This window comes from Pseudomonas leptonychotis (assembly GCF_004920405.1).
In the GTDB taxonomy this organism is placed as follows: Bacteria; Pseudomonadota; Gammaproteobacteria; order Pseudomonadales; family Pseudomonadaceae; genus Aquipseudomonas; species Aquipseudomonas leptonychotis.
In genome coordinates, this window is record NZ_RFLV01000001.1 from 2,031,060 (window position 1) to 2,046,515 (window position 15,456).

16 protein-coding genes and 1 pseudogene are annotated in these 15,456 nt (G+C 58.4%); 14 read left to right on the forward strand and 3 right to left on the reverse strand.

What is annotated here, in order from left to right; genetic code table 11:
• Positions 1-38: 38 nt before the first annotated feature.
• Entirely contained in the window at positions 39-1,286 is a 1,248-nt protein-coding gene (locus D8779_RS09385; RefSeq protein WP_136664142.1) for a murein hydrolase activator EnvC family protein, read from the reverse strand.
• A 124-nt stretch (positions 1,287-1,410) separates the two neighbouring features.
• On the reverse strand, positions 1,411-2,946 hold the full coding sequence (gene gpmI, locus D8779_RS09390) for a 2,3-bisphosphoglycerate-independent phosphoglycerate mutase (RefSeq protein ID WP_136664143.1): 1,536 nt from the start codon (positions 2,944-2,946) through the stop codon (positions 1,411-1,413).
• 143 nt (positions 2,947-3,089) lie between these two features.
• On the opposite strand from gpmI, the gene D8779_RS09395 reads away from it, so the two are divergent.
• The 3 genes from D8779_RS09395 to secB are packed head-to-tail and all read left to right on the forward strand — an operon-like array spanning position 3,090 to position 4,287.
• Positions 3,090-3,503, forward strand: coding sequence for a rhodanese-like domain-containing protein (locus D8779_RS09395; RefSeq protein WP_136664144.1), 414 nt, complete (start codon positions 3,090-3,092; stop codon positions 3,501-3,503).
• Position 3,504: 1 nt separating this feature from the next.
• Positions 3,505-3,759 carry a glutaredoxin 3 gene (gene grxC, locus D8779_RS09400; protein ID WP_136664145.1) on the forward strand — a complete coding sequence of 85 codons (255 nt, stop codon included), beginning with the start codon at positions 3,505-3,507 and terminating at the stop codon, positions 3,757-3,759.
• A gap of 42 nt (positions 3,760-3,801) precedes the next feature.
• Positions 3,802-4,287 (forward strand): protein-export chaperone SecB, encoded by a 486-nt coding sequence (gene secB / locus D8779_RS09405; RefSeq protein WP_136664146.1) that lies wholly within the window; start codon positions 3,802-3,804, stop codon positions 4,285-4,287.
• Between the two features lie 33 nt (positions 4,288-4,320).
• On the opposite strand, the pseudogene D8779_RS20965 reads toward secB, so the two are convergent.
• Positions 4,321-4,663: pseudogene (locus D8779_RS20965) on the reverse strand (tRNA (cytidine(34)-2'-O)-methyltransferase); the annotation flags it as partial.
• 147 nt (positions 4,664-4,810) lie between these two features.
• On the opposite strand from D8779_RS20965, the gene D8779_RS09415 reads away from it, so the two are divergent.
• The 11 genes from D8779_RS09415 to D8779_RS20920 all read left to right on the forward strand — a co-directional run bounded on the left by D8779_RS09415 (position 4,811) and on the right by D8779_RS20920 (position 15,438).
• The gene (locus tag D8779_RS09415) at positions 4,811-5,731 is read left to right on the forward strand and encodes a type IV pilus biogenesis protein PilM (protein ID WP_136664147.1); all 921 of its coding nucleotides are present in this window, start codon (positions 4,811-4,813) and stop codon (positions 5,729-5,731) included.
• Positions 5,731-6,339, forward strand: coding sequence for a PilN domain-containing protein (locus D8779_RS09420; protein ID WP_136664148.1), 609 nt, complete (start codon positions 5,731-5,733; stop codon positions 6,337-6,339). Before D8779_RS09415 ends, D8779_RS09420 begins: the two co-directional genes overlap by 1 nt.
• Complete coding sequence (locus tag D8779_RS09425; RefSeq protein ID WP_136664149.1) at positions 6,332-7,009, forward strand: type II secretion system protein GspM; 678 nt, start codon at positions 6,332-6,334, stop codon at positions 7,007-7,009. Before D8779_RS09420 ends, D8779_RS09425 begins: the two co-directional genes overlap by 8 nt.
• A complete protein-coding gene (locus D8779_RS09430; RefSeq protein ID WP_240789701.1) occupies positions 7,002-7,325 on the forward strand; it encodes a Type II secretory pathway component in 324 nt (107 codons plus the stop codon). The genes D8779_RS09425 and D8779_RS09430 overlap by 8 nt, the downstream gene beginning before the upstream one ends.
• A 5-nt stretch (positions 7,326-7,330) precedes the next feature.
• Complete coding sequence (locus D8779_RS09435; protein WP_240789702.1) at positions 7,331-8,923, forward strand: pilus (MSHA type) biogenesis protein MshL; 1,593 nt, start codon at positions 7,331-7,333, stop codon at positions 8,921-8,923.
• Between the two features lie 4 nt (positions 8,924-8,927).
• Positions 8,928-9,860 carry an ExeA family protein gene (locus tag D8779_RS09440; protein WP_136664152.1) on the forward strand — a complete coding sequence of 311 codons (933 nt, stop codon included), beginning with the start codon at positions 8,928-8,930 and terminating at the stop codon, positions 9,858-9,860.
• On the forward strand, positions 9,857-11,218 hold the full coding sequence (locus D8779_RS09445) for a tetratricopeptide repeat protein (RefSeq protein ID WP_136664153.1): 1,362 nt from the start codon (positions 9,857-9,859) through the stop codon (positions 11,216-11,218). The genes D8779_RS09440 and D8779_RS09445 overlap by 4 nt, the downstream gene beginning before the upstream one ends.
• Positions 11,218-12,942: a GspE/PulE family protein gene (locus D8779_RS09450; protein ID WP_136664154.1), complete on the forward strand. Its 1,725-nt coding sequence runs from the start codon at positions 11,218-11,220 to the stop codon at positions 12,940-12,942. The genes D8779_RS09445 and D8779_RS09450 overlap by 1 nt, the downstream gene beginning before the upstream one ends.
• 193 nt (positions 12,943-13,135) lie before the next feature.
• Positions 13,136-14,374, forward strand: coding sequence for a type II secretion system F family protein (locus tag D8779_RS09455; protein WP_136664155.1), 1,239 nt, complete (start codon positions 13,136-13,138; stop codon positions 14,372-14,374).
• Positions 14,375-14,445: 71 nt separating this feature from the next.
• Positions 14,446-14,889: a hypothetical protein gene (locus tag D8779_RS09460; RefSeq protein WP_136664156.1), complete on the forward strand. Its 444-nt coding sequence runs from the start codon at positions 14,446-14,448 to the stop codon at positions 14,887-14,889.
• Between the two features lie 18 nt (positions 14,890-14,907).
• Complete coding sequence (locus D8779_RS20920) at positions 14,908-15,438, forward strand: prepilin-type N-terminal cleavage/methylation domain-containing protein (RefSeq protein WP_136664157.1); 531 nt, start codon at positions 14,908-14,910, stop codon at positions 15,436-15,438.
• Positions 15,439-15,456: the final 18 nt, after the last annotated feature.

The window sequence follows — 15,456 nt, forward strand, 5'->3', positions numbered from 1 at the left end:
GTCGAACTTACTCCTTCATAAGACGGTAATCGCGGCACTTATCCTTGTGCGCGGCACCATTGTGCAGGGTCGATCGGGCGGCCCTGTTGGCGAATTGCGAAATACAGCGCCGAGGTATCTTGGCCGCCGCTGTTACCCACGGTGGAGATGGCTTCACCGGCTTTGACGATGTCACCGGCGTCTTTAAGCAGGCTTTGGTTATGACCATACAGGCTCAAGTAGCCGTTGCCGTGATCGAGAATGACCAGAAGCCCGGCCCCGCGCAACCAATCGGCAAACACCACACGACCACCATGTACGGCATGCACTTGGCTGCCAGCGGAGGCGCCAATCAGCACGCCGTCCCACTTGGTTCGAGCGTCGCCGCCGCGTGGTGTTCCGTAGCGAGCCACCAAACGGCCATTAACCGGCCAAGGCAATTTGCCGCGTGCTTTGGCAAATGGACCGCCGAAGCTGGCTCCGGCGCTGACCAGGGGGCCGTTATTGGTAGGCTTGGCGCTGCTACCCACAGATTGCTGCTCGCGCTCGGCCAGCAGCGCCTGCTGGCGTGCAGCCTCGGCTTCGCGGGCCTGGCGGGCGAGGGTTTCTTCGATGGTTTTCAGCACCCGCGCCAGGTTGGCTTGTTCCTGCTGGCGAGCCTTGAGCTTCTGGTCGCGGGCAGAGAATTCCTTGCTCAGCTTGGCCAGGGCCAGCTGGCGCTCTTTGCGCACGCTGGCGAGTTGTTCGCGGCGGCCATCCAGTGCGCTCTTCTGTTCCAGCAGTTGGCTTTGTTGGTTGACGATTTCCAACTCGACGTTGGTCAACTGGCGCAGGGTTTCATTGAAGGTGGCCAGTTGTTCCATGCGCGCTTCGCTGAGGTAGTCGTAGTAGGTCAAGGTGCGCGAGAATTTTTCCGGGTTCTGCTGGTTGAGCAGCAGCTTGACGTATTCCTGGCGGCCGCTCTGGTAAGCGGCACGAGCCTGGATACCGATCAGGCGTTGTTGTTCGAGGCGTGCGCCCTCAAGTTTTTTTTTCTCGCTATCGAGGCGCTGAATTTCCTCTTCGCTCTTTTTCAGGTCCTGTTGCAGGCCCTGAACCTGCTTCTCCAGCTGACCCATTTCGCTTTCGGTTTTTTTCAGGTCTTTCTGTACGCCGGATTTCTCCTGCTGCAGCTTATCGAGCAGTTGTTTCAGCTCACTGATATCGGCGCGTGCCGCGTCCAATTGCTTCTGCGCATCACTCTTCTCGTCGGCGAAGGCAGGCGTCAGCAACACAGTCAGCAAAATAAGGGCAAGGGCACGAAACATGGGGCTGGCAGTACCTGGATTAAGAACCTGCCTAGTATGCCTAAAAAATGGCTTGGAGCCATGCTTAACGTCACGTTGCTACGGCCCGCAGGCCAGGCATTGCACCTGGCTTGCGGGCTGTTGCTTAGCTCAGCTCGACGATGCTGCTGCCGGTCATTTCCGCCGGTACCGGCAGGCCCATTAGGGTCAGCAGGGTTGGGGCCACGTCGGCCAGCACGCCGCCTGGGCGGATAGTCGCCGGGCGCTTGCCTACATAGATAAATGGCACCGGCTCGCAGGTGTGTGCGGTGTGCGCTTGCCCGGTGCTTTCATCGGCCATTTGCTCGACGTTGCCATGGTCGGCGGTGATCAGCGCTTCGCCGCCGACTTTGTCCAGTGCCGCGACGATACGCCCCACGCAGCTATCCAGGCACTCCACGGCGGCTACGGCGGCAGCGAACACGCCGGTGTGGCCGACCATGTCGCCGTTGGCGTAGTTGACGATGATCACGTCAAACCGCTGGTTTTCGATGGCGTCGACGATCTTGTCGGTGACTTCCGGGGCGCTCATCTGCGGTTGCAGGTCATAGGTGGCGACGTTCGGCGACGGAATCAGGATGCGTTCTTCGCCGGCAAAGGGTTCTTCGCGGCCGCCGGAGAAGAAGAAGGTGACGTGGGCGTACTTCTCGGTCTCGGCGATACGCAGCTGGGTTTTACCGTTGTTCGCCAGGTACTCGCCGAGCACATTGGTCAGCGCTTCTGGCTTGTAAGCGCTGGGCGTTGGGATGCTGGCGGCGTACTGGGTAAGCATGACGAACTCGGCCAGCTGCGGCACTCGGGGGCGCGCGAAGGCATCGAAGCCCGGCTCGACAAAAGCGCGGGTCAGCTCGCGGGCGCGGTCGGCACGGAAGTTCATAAACACCACGGCATCGCCGTCTTCCATCTTCGCCGCTTCACCAATGCGGGTGGCTTTGACGAATTCATCGCTTTCACCACGTTCGTAAGCGGCATTCAGGCCTTCCATGGCCGTGGTGGCGCTGAACTGTCCCTGCCCCTCGACAAGTAGCTGATAGGCCTGCTCAACGCGGTCCCAGCGATTATCGCGGTCCATGGCGAAATAGCGGCCGATGAGACTGGCAATTCGGCCTTTGCCTATTTTGGCGAAGGCGGCGTCGAGCAACTCGATAGACGGTTGTGCGCTTTTCGGCGGCGTGTCGCGGCCATCGAGAAAGGCATGCAGGTAGATTTTTTCCGCGCCGCGTTGAGCGGCCAGTTCGGCCATGGCCACGAGATGATCCTGGTGGCTGTGCACGCCGCCCTCGGAGAGCAGCCCAAGGATATGCACGGCTTTACCGGCGCTGACCGCCTTATCCACGGCGGCAGTGAGGGTTGAGTTGTCGAAAAAGTCACCGTCACGGATGGCTTTGGTCACCCGGGTGAAGTCCTGATACACCACGCGCCCCGCGCCGAGGTTCATATGGCCGACCTCGGAGTTGCCCATCTGGCCGTCTGGCAGGCCTACGTCCATGCCCGAACCCGAAATCAGGCCATGGGGCTGGGTGGCCCGCAGATGGTCATACACGGGCGTGTTGGCCGCCATGATGGCGTTGGATTCAGGGCTGTCACTGTGACCGAAGCCATCGAGGATGATCAGTACCAAAGGTTTGGGCGTGACGCTCATAAAGCTGGCTCGCTCTGCATGGAAGGCAAATAAAGGCTCGGCATTTTACGGCCAAGTAGCACAAAGGTCACCGCCGGGCGGGGTTTGGCCGACCTGTGCGGCTGTGTATACTGGCCGACATTTTACCGCCCCGGAACCGCACAATGCTCGCTAACTTGATTGAATTTGCCACGACCCACTATGTACTGAGCGGATTGTTCGCGACGTTGCTGGCGCTGCTGATTTTCACCGAGGCGCGTAAGGGCGGGCAGAGCCTTAGCACTCGTGAGCTGACCGCGCTGGTCAACAGCGAGCAGGGCGTGGTGCTGGATATCCGCGGCCAAAAGGACTTTTCAGCTGGGCATATCGTCGGCGCGCTGAACATTCCGTTTGAAAAGCTCACTGGGCGTATGGCTGAGCTGGAGAAGCACAAGGCCAAGACCCTGATCGTGGTTGATGCCATGGGCCAGCACGCCGGTGCGGTCTGTCGTGACCTGAAAAAGGCCGGTTTCACCGCCGCCAAGCTGTCCGGTGGCGTATCAAGCTGGCGTGGCGACAACCTGCCGCTGGTGAAGTGAGATGCAGCCTGTCGTTATCTATTCCAGCGATTGGTGCCCTTACTGCATCCGCGCTAAGCAACTCCTAACTCACAAAGGCGTGGCCTTTGAGGAGATAAAGGTCGATGGCAAGCCGGATGTACGTGCGGAAATGACCCGCAAAGCACGCCAGACCTCTGTGCCACAAATCTGGATTGGCAGCACCCACGTGGGCGGCTGTGATGATCTGTATGCCCTAGAGCGCGCCGGCAAGCTTGATGCGCTGCTCAAGGCTTAACTCCACTGTTTATTAAGCACCTAACGATAAGAAGGCTTTGCTATGACAGAACAAGCTAACAACGGCGCCGCTCAGGACGAACAGAACCCACAATTCTCCCTGCAACGCATCTACGTGCGTGACCTGTCCTTCGAAGCGCCGAAGAGCCCGGAAATTTTCCGCCAAGAGTGGACGCCGAGCGTAGCCATGGACCTCAACACCCGTCAGAAGTCCCTCGATGGTGACTTCCACGAAGTGGTGCTGACCCTCTCGGTTACCGTGAAGAACGGCGAAGAAACCGCTTTTATCGCCGAAGTGCAGCAGGCCGGTATCTTTCTGATCAAGGGGCTGGATGCGGCTTCCATGAGCCACACCCTGGGTGCGTTCTGCCCGAACATCCTCTTCCCCTATGCCCGTGAAACCCTCGACAGCCTGGTTGTGCGTGGCTCGTTCCCGGCGCTGATGCTGGCACCGGTGAATTTTGATGCCCTGTACGCGCAAGAGTTGCAGCGCATGCAGCAGGCCGCAACACCGGAAGTGGCTCACTGAGCCGCATCTAGCCAATAAAAAAGCGCCTACGGGCGCTTTTTTATTGGCTAGATTCAGACTGCGATTGCCTGGGCGTGCGCAGACGCAATCTGATCTAGGATGTCTTGAGGCCGGCCACGAATTTCCGGGCCGAACAGCAGCATGTCACCTTTGCGAAATTACATCTGTGCGTATTTGCTGCTGGCTTTGGTGGTAAAGGCCAAGATCCTGTCACAGGCGGTTTGTGTTATACATTCAGCCAATGACTGATAGCGTTTTAATCTCGCAAATTCGTGGTAATCCAGCCCTGCACGGCGCAGGTGTTTGTCATCCGGCCGAAGCCTAGCGGCTCGATCAGGTGCAGATGTCAGCCGGTATTGGTGCTCAGGCGAATAATGCTGCCGGTGTTCGGGGGATTTCCGGTTGAGAATAGAGCGACATGGAACCTTGGTCATGCTCAGGCTAGGGCATAGCAGTATTCTACTTACATGTGCCTTGGGCAGACGTAGGTTGTTTGTAGAGCAAAGGGTGGGGGTGTTTAGAGTTGGCATGGTTTGCTAGAAAAAAAATAAAGGCAGCCAACGGTTTACTGGGTATCGAGACCAGCCCAGAGGGTATTGCCTTGGCGCGCGTCGTGCGTGAGGCTGGGCAGCCTGCGAATCTGCTCGAGTGTCAGTTTCACAAAGCCAGCCCTGATGAGCAGCCTGACCTGCTCAAACGTTTGGTCGACGACCTGGGCTTTGCTGGTATGCCGGTCAATCTGCTGCTGCATCCCGCCACCTATCAGATGCACTTGCTCGACAGCCCTGATGTGCCCGCCGAAGAACTGCGTGATGCGCTGCGTTGGCGTGTCAAAGAACTGATAGCTGAACCCCTTGACGACGTGGTCGTTGACGCCTTCACCTTGCCCAGTGATGCCTACCGGGGCCGCTCACGTATGGCCTACTGCGCGGTGCTGAACAAGGCGCGTATGTTGGCCTGGCGGAGCATGTGCATGCATGCCGGGTTGCAGTTGCGCAGTATCGATGTCACTGAAATGGCCTTTCGTAACCTTGGCCTGTTGGCCGGTAGTGAGGGGATGAGCCTGGCCCTGCTGCGCCTGCGCTCCAGTGAAGGTTTGATTGCGGTGCAACATGGTACAGACCTGTATATGGCGCGGCGTATTGAGCAGGGCCTCGACCATGTCGAGCAAGACTTCTCTGCCATTACGTTGGAGATCCAGCGCTCGCTGGATTACTACGAAAGCCAGCTCGGCAAAGGCTATATCAATCGCCTGTTGCTGCTGCCGATGAAACGCAATGGCGATGTGGCCTTGCAGGCCTTGTCCAGTGGGCTCGCGGTCAAGTTGCAAGCCCTGGACCTGCGCGACCTGTTTCCCGATCAGTTGGGCGCGGAGGTGTCTGAGCAAGAACAGGCTTACTGCATTGCGGCCGTCGGCGCGGCACTGCGGCAGGAGGCTGTTTAATGCAGAACCTCAACCTTTATCAGGTTGAGCGCAAACAGCGCTCCGGGCCGCGTGTTCGCCATATGCTCATAGGGCTGGGCGTGGTGTTGTTACTCTGCGTTGTGCATGGCAGCTGGCAAGCGTGGCAGTTGCATGCGGGCGCTCTGCGTTTGGCTCAGGTACAAGCGGCGGCGCAGGAGCAGGAAGCACGTTTGGAAGCTGCCACTGGCAGTTTTGTCGAGCCGCTACTGGATGAGCGGTTACCCCTGGAATTGTCGGTAAAAGAACGCGATAACCGTGAGCTGCAGCGTTTGATTGCATATTTGCAGCTGCTTAGCAGTCAGCGTAGTGGCGGCTTTGTGGCGCCCTTACTGGCATTGACTGAGCAGCATCCAGAGAGTGGCTTGTGGCTCAACAACATCAACCTGCAAGACGGCGGTCGGCATATGCGCCTGCAGGGGTTTAGTCAGGATCAGGAATTGTTGCCGGCGTACTTGCAGCGCCTGGGGCAGAGTGCCGTGTTCAGCGGGCGCGAGTTCGCGCGCTTCGATGTGCAGCGCGGTGACGACCAATTGCTGCGCTTCGACCTCTCCTCGCAACTGAAAGAGCAGGAGGCCATCGATGAATAAGTGGTGGCAACGCTGGTATGCCATGGCCCCGCGCGAGCGCTGGCTTGCCTATGGGGTGGGCTTATGTGTGGTTGCCGTGTTGTACGTGTTGTTGATCGGAGACCCGCTTAGCCTGCGGTTGGCCAAGCAGAACAGCAGCGTGCAGTTGGCTGAAGAGCGGCGCTTGAGCGCTGAAAATAGCCTTTTGGAGTTGCAGGCGCGCCTGGCCGCTGACCCCAACATGCAATACCGCAGCGCCTTGTTGGCCGCATCGGCCAGTCGTGAAGAACTCGTGCGCCAGATCGATCAGCGCACCGCCGAGCTGGTCACCCCGCAGAAAATGCAAACGGTGCTGGAAGAGCTGCTGCGCAAGCAGCCGCAATTACGCGTAGTGGGCATGGCCAGCTTTAGCGAGCCGGTTGAGCTGGCCACCGTTGAACCTGCCAGTATGCCTGAGTCAGAGCAACCCGCCGTAGCGCCGGCGGTAACCCTCTATCGACATGGTCTACAGCTACAGCTGGAGGGTGGATACTTTGACTTGCTCAGCTATTTACAAGCTGTGCAGTCGAGCGGTTGGCAGCTCAACTGGGAGAGCCTTGACTACCACGTAGGTGAGGGCGGTCCGAGTAAAGCCACCATCCGGCTCAAACTTTATACCTTGAGTCGTCATGCGGGGTGGGTCGGTGTTTAAAGCTCTCTTACTCGGCACGTTACTCTGCACCAGCACGGTGTTGGCCGCTAACCCTGGGCGCGACCCAACGCTGCCACCACAAAATTTGTTGCCAGCCGCAGCTGCCGCAAGCGACAGCGCACCCTTAGTGCTGCAAGCCATCGTGCGCAGCGGTAATGGCAGTCGGGCGGTGATTGCCGGGCGCAGCCTGCGTGTCGGCGACCGCTATGCCGATGCTCGCGTGTTGGTCATTCATGCCCATTCCGTATTGATTGAGCGTCAGGGCCAGCGTCAGCTGCTGCGCCTGGCTGAACCCGTTTTGCAACCGAGCCGATGATGCCCATGATCAGATTTCTGCCCAGCGCCTGCCTGCTGAGCCTGGCCTGCCTGCTGAGCGCCTGCCAGACCTTTACCGATGGTGATAAGCAGCTCTACGAGCAAAGCAACAAGCTGCTTGATGAAAGCCTTAAGCAGGCTCAGGTCGAGGGTAAGGTTGCACCGCCAAAAGCTGTGCAGGCGGCGTTGCTGCCACCTATTACCAGTAGTTATGCCAGTGGCCCGCGTTTTGATGTGGCGGCCAAGGACATGCCCGCTCATGATTTTTTCCTCAGCCTGATGGAGGGCGCTGGGCAGAACCTAGTGGTGCACCCGGAAGTTGCGGGCAACATCACCTTTAGCTTGCGCCGCGTCACGCTTGACGAGGTACTGGCTGCGGTTCGGGACAGTTATGGCTATGACTACCGCCGCACCAGTTATGGCTATCAGATACTACCCAACAAGGTAATCACCCGCAGTTATGACCTTAACTACCTCAACCTGCAGCGTATGGGGCAAACCGATACGCGGGTCAGTTCGGGACAGGTGGAAAGTAATAACAACAGTAATTCGGGCGCCTCGAACACGGCTGGCAGCTCGGGGAACTCGGTGTCGACCCTAAATGCCAGTCAGGTCAGCACCACCAGTAATGTCGACTTCTGGAGTGAAGTGCGTTTGGTTGTTGAGATGATTGTTGGGGGTGACACCAACAGCAGCGTGATGATCAATCCTCAGGCCAGCTTGTTGGTGGTACGTGCCAACACTGCCGCACAGGAAGACGTTGCTCGGTTTCTTGAGCAGGCGCAGGCCAATTTGCAGCGTCAGGTGATTCTGGAAACCAAGATTCTGGAGGTGCAGCTGTCCGATGGTTTCCAGGCGGGTATCAGTTGGGATCAGTTGGGTGGGGACGTGAGTACTTCACTCGGCAGCGCGGCATTGAGTGGGCCAACCGGTGTCAACGGTGTGTTTGGTATGGCTCTGAGCATAGGCGATTTCACCGGTCTGATTGAGCTACTGGAAACCCAGGGCGAGGTCCGCGTGTTGTCCAGCCCGCGAATATCAACGCTCAATAATCAGAAAGCGGTGATTAAGGTCGGTACGGATGAATTCTTTGTCACCGACGTATCTTCTACCAGTTCCACTACCAGCGCCGTAGGCGGTGTCAGTGAGCCGACTCAGGATATTACCCTGACGCCGTTTTTCTCCGGGATTTCCCTGGATGTCACCCCGCAGATCGATCAGAACGATACCGTCACCCTTCACGTAAGGCCTACGGTTAGCCGAGTGCGCGACCAGAACAAGGTCATCACCCTGGGAGAGGACAATGTCTTCAATTTGCCCCTGGCGCTGTCTACCACGCGCCAGTCTGACTCGATTGTGCGAGCGCGTAGCGGTCAGGTGGTGGTGATTGGTGGTCTGCTGCAGAACAACAACGAAAATACCGATGCCAACATACCTTGGGCCAGCCGTCTGCCGATCATTGGCAGTTTGTTCCAACAGCAGCGCAAATCGCTGCAGCAAAGCGAGCTGGTGATCCTGATGCGGCCGCAAGTGGTCAATGATGAGGTGTGGTTGAATGAGCTGCGCAAGAGCGCGCAAACATTCAAAGAGTTGAGATAGGCCGATGTATGAAGCTTTTTTCGGTCTGCGCGAAAGGCCCTTCTCGCTGACCCCCAATACCGGCTTTTTGGTGCAGCTGGCACCGTATCAGGCGTGCCTTAATCTGCTGCGCGTGGCGCTGGGTGAGGGCGAAGGCTTCATTAAAGTTACCGGCGAGGTCGGCACCGGTAAAACCCTGTTGTGCCGCGCCTTGCTTAATCAACTAGACGATTCATCTTACCAGCTGGCCTACCTGCCTAACCCGTGCATGAGTCCGGAGGGTCTGCGCCAAGCATTGGCCCGCGAATTAAGCATTACCGGGATTGAATTGCTGGATGCTCAGGGGGTTTTGGACAAACTGCATCATCGGCTGATTGAGCTTGGCGCTGCCGGCAAAAGCACCGTGGTACTCATTGATGAGGCCCAGGCGCTGCCCGCTGAGACGCTTGAGTCGCTGCGCTTGCTGACCAATCTGGAAACCGAACAGAGCAAACTTTTACAGGTGGTTTTATTTGGTCAGCCGGAACTGGATGCAACGCTGACACGGCCCGAATTTCGCCAGTTGCTGCAGCGAATTACCTTTTCCTATCAGCTCCGCGCGCTGGATGTGAGTGATACCACTCGCTACCTCAATGAGCGTCTGGCCGTCGCCGGCTACCGTGGTGAGCCGTTATTCGCGCCGGCGGCGGTGCGGCAATTGGTGCAGGGTAGTGGGGGTATTCCGCGGCTGCTGAATATCTTGGCGAACAAAGCACTGATGGTGGCGTTCGGTGAGGGCGTGCGACAAGTCCGTAGTCGACATGTAAAGCGTGCACAGCGGGACACCGAAAGCGCGTTTCCCTTTTTGCGGCTGCGTTCGCACCGCATGGGTTGGGGAGTGGCTGCAGGTATTGTGTCCATCATGTTGATTATCGGTGCCTGGCCCTGGCTGGAACGCTGGCGGGAGTTACTGCCGTGAGCCTGGTCAACGATATGCTGCGTGACCTAGAAGCCCGCCGTGCAGCCCCTACTGAGCGCGTGCAACTTGACGGCCTTTATTCCGTAGATGAAATAGCCGCCGCCCGTCGCGACCGCTTCGAGCGCTTACGCCGTGGTTCCATCTGGTTTGTAGCGGTGATTGTAATCGCCCTACTGGTCGTTTTAATGATCGGTTGGGTGGTCAAGGGCGTGCCGACCTTGGCCACTGTTGCTAAGCCCGTCGAACAACCGCTTGCTGTTGTGCCGCATGCGAAAATTCTTGATGTTTTACCGCAGCACGATTCACGAGGCCTGGTTTTGCAGCTTCTGCTCGACCGCTCAGTGTCGTATCAGCGCAGTGAAGAAAGTGGTGCGGTCAGTTTACGCCTGAAGGCTGTGCAGCTACCTGGCGAGCTGCAGCAGGGTCGCGTGCAGCGTGATGGTCGCAGTATGTCCTGGCGGGTCGAGAACAAAGGTGCGGATGTTCAGGTTCTATTGGTGGGGCTGGGTGACAGTCTGGAAGTAAGCGACCGCTTGGAAGTTGCCGGTGACCGTTGGATGCTGTGGATTGAGGTGCCGTTAACCATGCCATCGAGCACCTTAGCGCCTGTTGAGGCATTGCAGGATCTGCCAGCTGCTGAAAATGCGCCCAGCATGCTTGAGCCGACATTGCCAGCCTGGGTGAGTGCGCCCTTGGCGAGTGACGTTGCATCCCCTGTTCCAATAGAGCCGGCAGCTGAACTGGCTGCTGTGGCGCTGCCCAGTGGCCCGCCTCAGGTCAAGATCGAAGCGCATCGTCCGGATGGTTTGGAACTGGCCCGGCAAGCCTTGCAGCGCGGCGATACTGCTCGCGCCATTGCTGAGCTGGAAGCCTTACAGAAAACCCGTAGCCGGGATCCGCAAGTACTGCGTTGGTTAGCGCGGGCCTATCTCGCCGCCGGTGATCAGCAGCGCTTGCTCAGTTGGCTGCCAGAGCAGTTAGTGCAGCTTCCTTATGACAGTGAGCTGCGTTTGCTGTTGGCGCGCTCGCAACTCCAAGCCGGTGATGCGCGTGCCGCTGTTGCGACGCTTGAGCAGTCCCCGCCCCGTCTTGAGCAGGAACCGAATTACTTTGCGCTGCTTGCAGCTGCCTATCAGCAAACCGAGCAGTGGCAAATGAGTGCTGACTTATACCGGCAAATGATTGCCCTGCGCCCCACTCAAGCGACGTGGCAGCTGGGTTTGGGCATTGCTTTAGAACAACTTGATCAGCCCGCTCAAGCCGGGCGGCACTACCGCCTGGCTTTGCAGGGGGTGGGCCTGGATGACAGCGCAAGGCGTTTCGCCAGTGAGCGCGGCAACATTTTGGGGAGGCAGTGATGAGTCAGGAAGATGTTCGCCAGCGCAAGGTTCGTCTCGGTGATCTGCTGATTCAAGCCGGGTTGCTCAGCGATGCCCAGCTGCAATTGGCGCTGCAGGATCAAAAGCGCACGGGCTCCAAGCTGGGGCGCACCGTGGTCGACATGGGCTTTGTCGACGAAGGCCGCCTGCTGACTGCGTTGTCCGAGCAGATGAAAATTCCATTCGTCGACCTCAAACACTTCAAATTCAACCAGGAGCTGATTCAGTTGCTCCCGGAAGCCATGGCCCGGCGTTTTCGCGCCTTGGTGTTGTCGCGTGAAGGCGGCGGCTTGTTGGTCGGTATGTCTGACCCGCTGGACCTGTTCGCGCTGGATGAGATGGACCGCATTCTCAAAGTGCGGGTGCAGCCCGCGGTGGTGCGTGAGGCGGAATTGCTGGAAACCCTAGAAACCGTGTATCGACGCACCAGCGAAATTGCCTCGATTGCCGGTGAGCTTGAAGGCGACCTTAAGGACAGCGACTTCGACCTGTCCAAGCTGGGAGCCGACAGCAACACCGAAGCGCCGGTGGTGCGCCTGCTGCAAACCTTGTTTGAAGATGCGGTGCAGATGAAAGCCTCGGACATTCACATTGAACCCGACGAAGGCCTGGTGCGTATTCGCCAGCGTATCGACGGCGTGCTTAACGAGCAGGTGATGAAAGAGGCGCGGGTCGCGTCGGCGTTAGTGATGCGCTTGAAAATCATGTCCGGTCTGGATATTTCCGAAAAACGCCTGCCTCAGGACGGCCGGTTCAATATTCGCGTCAAGGGACGCCCGATCGATGTGCGGGTCTCGACCATGCCGGTGCAATTTGGCGAGTCAGTGGTGATGCGTTTGCTTGATCAAAGCGGCGGCGTTGCCAACCTCGACGCCAGCGGAATGCCGCCTGACATGCTGGCGCGTTTTCGCCGCTTACTGCAGCGCCCATATGGCCTGGTGCTGGTCACCGGCCCCACCGGTTCGGGTAAGACCACCACGCTGTATGCCGGGCTAGCCGAGCTGAACAGCCCAGAAAAGAAAATCATCACCGTGGAAGACCCGGTGGAATACCGCCTGCCGCGCGTCAACCAGGTTCAGGTGAACGCCAAGATCGACCTGAGCTTCGCCCGCGTGCTACGTGCTGCCCTGCGCCAAGACCCGGACATTGTGCTGATCGGTGAGATGCGTGATCAGGAAACCGCAGAGATTGGCTTGCGCGCTGCTCTCACCGGTCACTTGGTGCTGTCGACCCTGCACACCAACGACTCCCTAAGCTCAGCCATGCGCCTGGTCGACATGGGCGCCGAGCCCTTCCTCGTGGCCACGGCTCTCAACGCCGTGCTGGCCCAGCGGCTGGTGCGCCGGGTATGCGAGAACTGCATGGAAGAACACCACCCCGAGCCGCGTCAGCTGGCTTGGCTGGAGCAGCTCTACGGTAAATCTCTGGCAGGGCGTACCTTCAAGCACGGGCGCGGCTGCCACCGTTGCCATAACACCGGCTATTCAGGACGCCTCGGCGTCTATGAGCTGCTGGAGTTGGATGAAGGCATGATTGCTGCGCTGCGCCGCAATGACCCGCAAGGCTTTGCCGAAGCAGCCCAGGCCAGCGCCAGCTATCGACCTTTGGCCGCCTGCGCCCTGGACTACGCATTAGCCGGAGTGACCAGTATCGAGGAGGTGCTGAAAGTCTGTGCCACCCTGACCGATGAGGTGGCCGTCTGATGCAGACACCTTTGCGTAGCCCAGATGCAATCCGCCACCCCGGATTACATCCGAGCGACAGAGTCTGTGTAGGGTGGATGACGCCTTGTTCATCCACCATCACAGTTGAAGGATGGGTGAAGCGTCAGCTACGCGCTCCGATCCACCCTGCGAGGTCGCCGAGAATCTACGTTGCTGGTGGGGCGTTATTGCCATGAGCCTGTTCCGCTATACCGGCCGTGACGCCCAAGGCGGCAAGGTCAGTGGCAGCCGCGAAAGCACGTCGGCCGACAGTCTGGCCAGTGAACTGCTGGCGGAAAAAATCATTCCGCTGCAGATCGAGGAACAAGCGGTTCAGGGTGAAAGCGTTGATGTGATGGCGCTTATTACAGAAGCGCTGCGCAGTAAGAAGGTCGAGCTGGAGGAGCTGATCATTTTCTGCCGGCAGATGTACAGCCTAAGTAAGGCTGGTGTACCGATCATTCGTGCTATCGGCGGCTTGGCCGAGTCGCACCGCAATCAGTTCTTCCGCGAAGTGTTGTTCGAGGTGCGCTCCGATCTGGAGAGCGGCATGAGCATGGCGGTGTCGCTCAATGCTCACCCCAAAGTCTTCAACACCCTGTTTATCAGCATGGTCAGTGTCGGCGAAAACACTGGTCAGCTTGACCAAGCGTTCAAGCAGCTGTCCGGCTACCTAGAAATGGAGCGCGAGACGCGCAAACGCATCAAGCAGGCCACCCGTTACCCATTGTTCGTGATGTCAGCTATGGCGGTGGCGTTGGTGGTGATCAACATGTTTGTGATCCCGGCCTTCTCCAAGGTGTTCGAGCAGTTCCGCGCCGAACTGCCATTGCCCACGCGGATTTTGATTGGCACCTCGCAGTTCTTTCAGGACTACTGGTGGTTGATGCTGATTGTCTTTGTCGGCGCCATCTTCGGCTTTCTCCGCTGGAAAAAAACCGACGCAGGTGCGCTCAAGTGGGATCAGATCAAACTGCGCCTGCCCATCGTCGGCGGGGTATTCGAGCGCATTGCGCTGGCCCGTTTCACCCGCACCTTCGCGATGATGTACCGCGCTGGCGTGCCGCTGCTGCAAACCCTGTCGATCAATAGCGCCACGGTGGGCAACCGCTATATTGGTCAGGCCATTCTGAGCATGCGCGAAGGGGTGGAACGGGGTGAGGCGTTAACCAACACCGCCTCGGCCAGTGGGCTTTTCACCCCGTTGGTGTTGCAGATGATCGCGGTGGGCGAAGAGACCGGCGCGCTCGACGATCTGTTTGTCGAAGTGGCGGACTTTTACGAAGAGGAAGTGGATTACGATCTCAAGCAATTGGCCGACGCCATCGAGCCGATTCTGATCGTGGCCATGGGTATTCTGGTACTGATTCTTGCCCTTGGCGTATTCCTGCCGATGTGGGAGCTGTCCTCAGCGGCTAAGGGGGGCGGGTGAGAGGTGAATATCAAATCGATGGCCGAGTGCGTTTAGCGCGGCGCCTAGGTTGGGCTTTTACATGGCTTTTATTGTCTATCTTAGTGATATCGCTTGGCTGGAAGATTGCCCAAGTCAGTGAGCGCCGAGCGCTGGATGCGACCCATGAGCACCTGGTCACTGGATTGAACAATCTGGTGGCCGAGCAGATGGCGAAGAATCAGGCGTTGAATAAAGCGTGGCGCAGCACAAATCCATTTGTGCTGTTGCGCTGGCAGCAGGACAACTACTGCGGCGAGTTGGCCGCATCGGCAGAACCGCAACGCGGTTGTTGGTACTGGCTCCCCGAACGCGCCTGGGTGCTGTACCGCCAGCGCTTTAGCGATGAATGGGCAAACGAGCAGCGTGAGCTGCGTGCTTGGCAGCTGGTGGATGTACCCGGCAGCCTGCCAGCTGCGTCACACTATCAGCGTGCTGGTTTTGCCTTGGAGCTTGCAGAAGTTCCTGCCGACGAGTTGGCTGCGGCGGGTTATTGAAGTGAATGAGGACAATGCATGAAGAACAATAAAGGCTTTACCCTGATCGAGTTGATCGTGGTGATCGTGATACTTGGAGTTCTCGCTGCCGTGGCGCTGCCGCGTTTTATGAATGCTACCAAGGATGCGCATGAAGCTGCCCTTCGTGGCACCTCCGGGGCACTCGCCTCTGCTGTACTGCTTGTCCGCTCGCAGTATGAGCTGAACCGTAATGGTGGCACTCAGGGGTGCACCGGCGGTAACTGCCAGATCGACCTGCAAGGCTTCGGCAATAACAACGTCGACGTCAATGCCAATGGCTGGCCGATTGGTATCAACAGTGCGGGCACCCCGGCGGCGACTACGGCCATGAGCCCGGCCACCTGCAATGAGGTGTTTACCAATATTCTGCAAGGTTCGGCGCCGTCCGTGGGTACCGCTGCGGGCACTGTCGACTATGTCACCACCGCAGCCACCACTATTTGTACATACACCTACCAGTTGGATGGTGCCGATGACACCATCACCTACAACGCCAACACCGGCGAAGTAGCTAACGTCTTCAACTGATACCGTGAGGAAGTAGAG

Coding starts and splice junctions, on each gene's coding strand:
- D8779_RS09435 (WP_240789702.1), top strand. CDS start 7,331: ATGATCAGATTTCTGCCCAGCGCCTGCCTGCTGAGCCTGGCCTGCCTG.
- D8779_RS09455 (WP_136664155.1), top strand. CDS start 13,136: ATGAGCCTGTTCCGCTATACCGGCCGTGACGCCCAAGGCGGCAAGGTC.
- D8779_RS09385 (WP_136664142.1), bottom strand. CDS start 1,286: ATGTTTCGTGCCCTTGCCCTTATTTTGCTGACTGTGTTGCTGACGCCT.
- D8779_RS09395 (WP_136664144.1), top strand. CDS start 3,090: ATGCTCGCTAACTTGATTGAATTTGCCACGACCCACTATGTACTGAGC.
- D8779_RS20920 (WP_136664157.1), top strand. CDS start 14,908: ATGAAGAACAATAAAGGCTTTACCCTGATCGAGTTGATCGTGGTGATC.
- secB (WP_136664146.1), top strand. CDS start 3,802: ATGACAGAACAAGCTAACAACGGCGCCGCTCAGGACGAACAGAACCCA.
- gpmI (WP_136664143.1), bottom strand. CDS start 2,946: ATGAGCGTCACGCCCAAACCTTTGGTACTGATCATCCTCGATGGCTTC.
- D8779_RS09450 (WP_136664154.1), top strand. CDS start 11,218: ATGAGTCAGGAAGATGTTCGCCAGCGCAAGGTTCGTCTCGGTGATCTG.
- D8779_RS09440 (WP_136664152.1), top strand. CDS start 8,928: ATGTATGAAGCTTTTTTCGGTCTGCGCGAAAGGCCCTTCTCGCTGACC.
- D8779_RS09420 (WP_136664148.1), top strand. CDS start 5,731: ATGCAGAACCTCAACCTTTATCAGGTTGAGCGCAAACAGCGCTCCGGG.
- grxC (WP_136664145.1), top strand. CDS start 3,505: ATGCAGCCTGTCGTTATCTATTCCAGCGATTGGTGCCCTTACTGCATC.
- D8779_RS09425 (WP_136664149.1), top strand. CDS start 6,332: ATGAATAAGTGGTGGCAACGCTGGTATGCCATGGCCCCGCGCGAGCGC.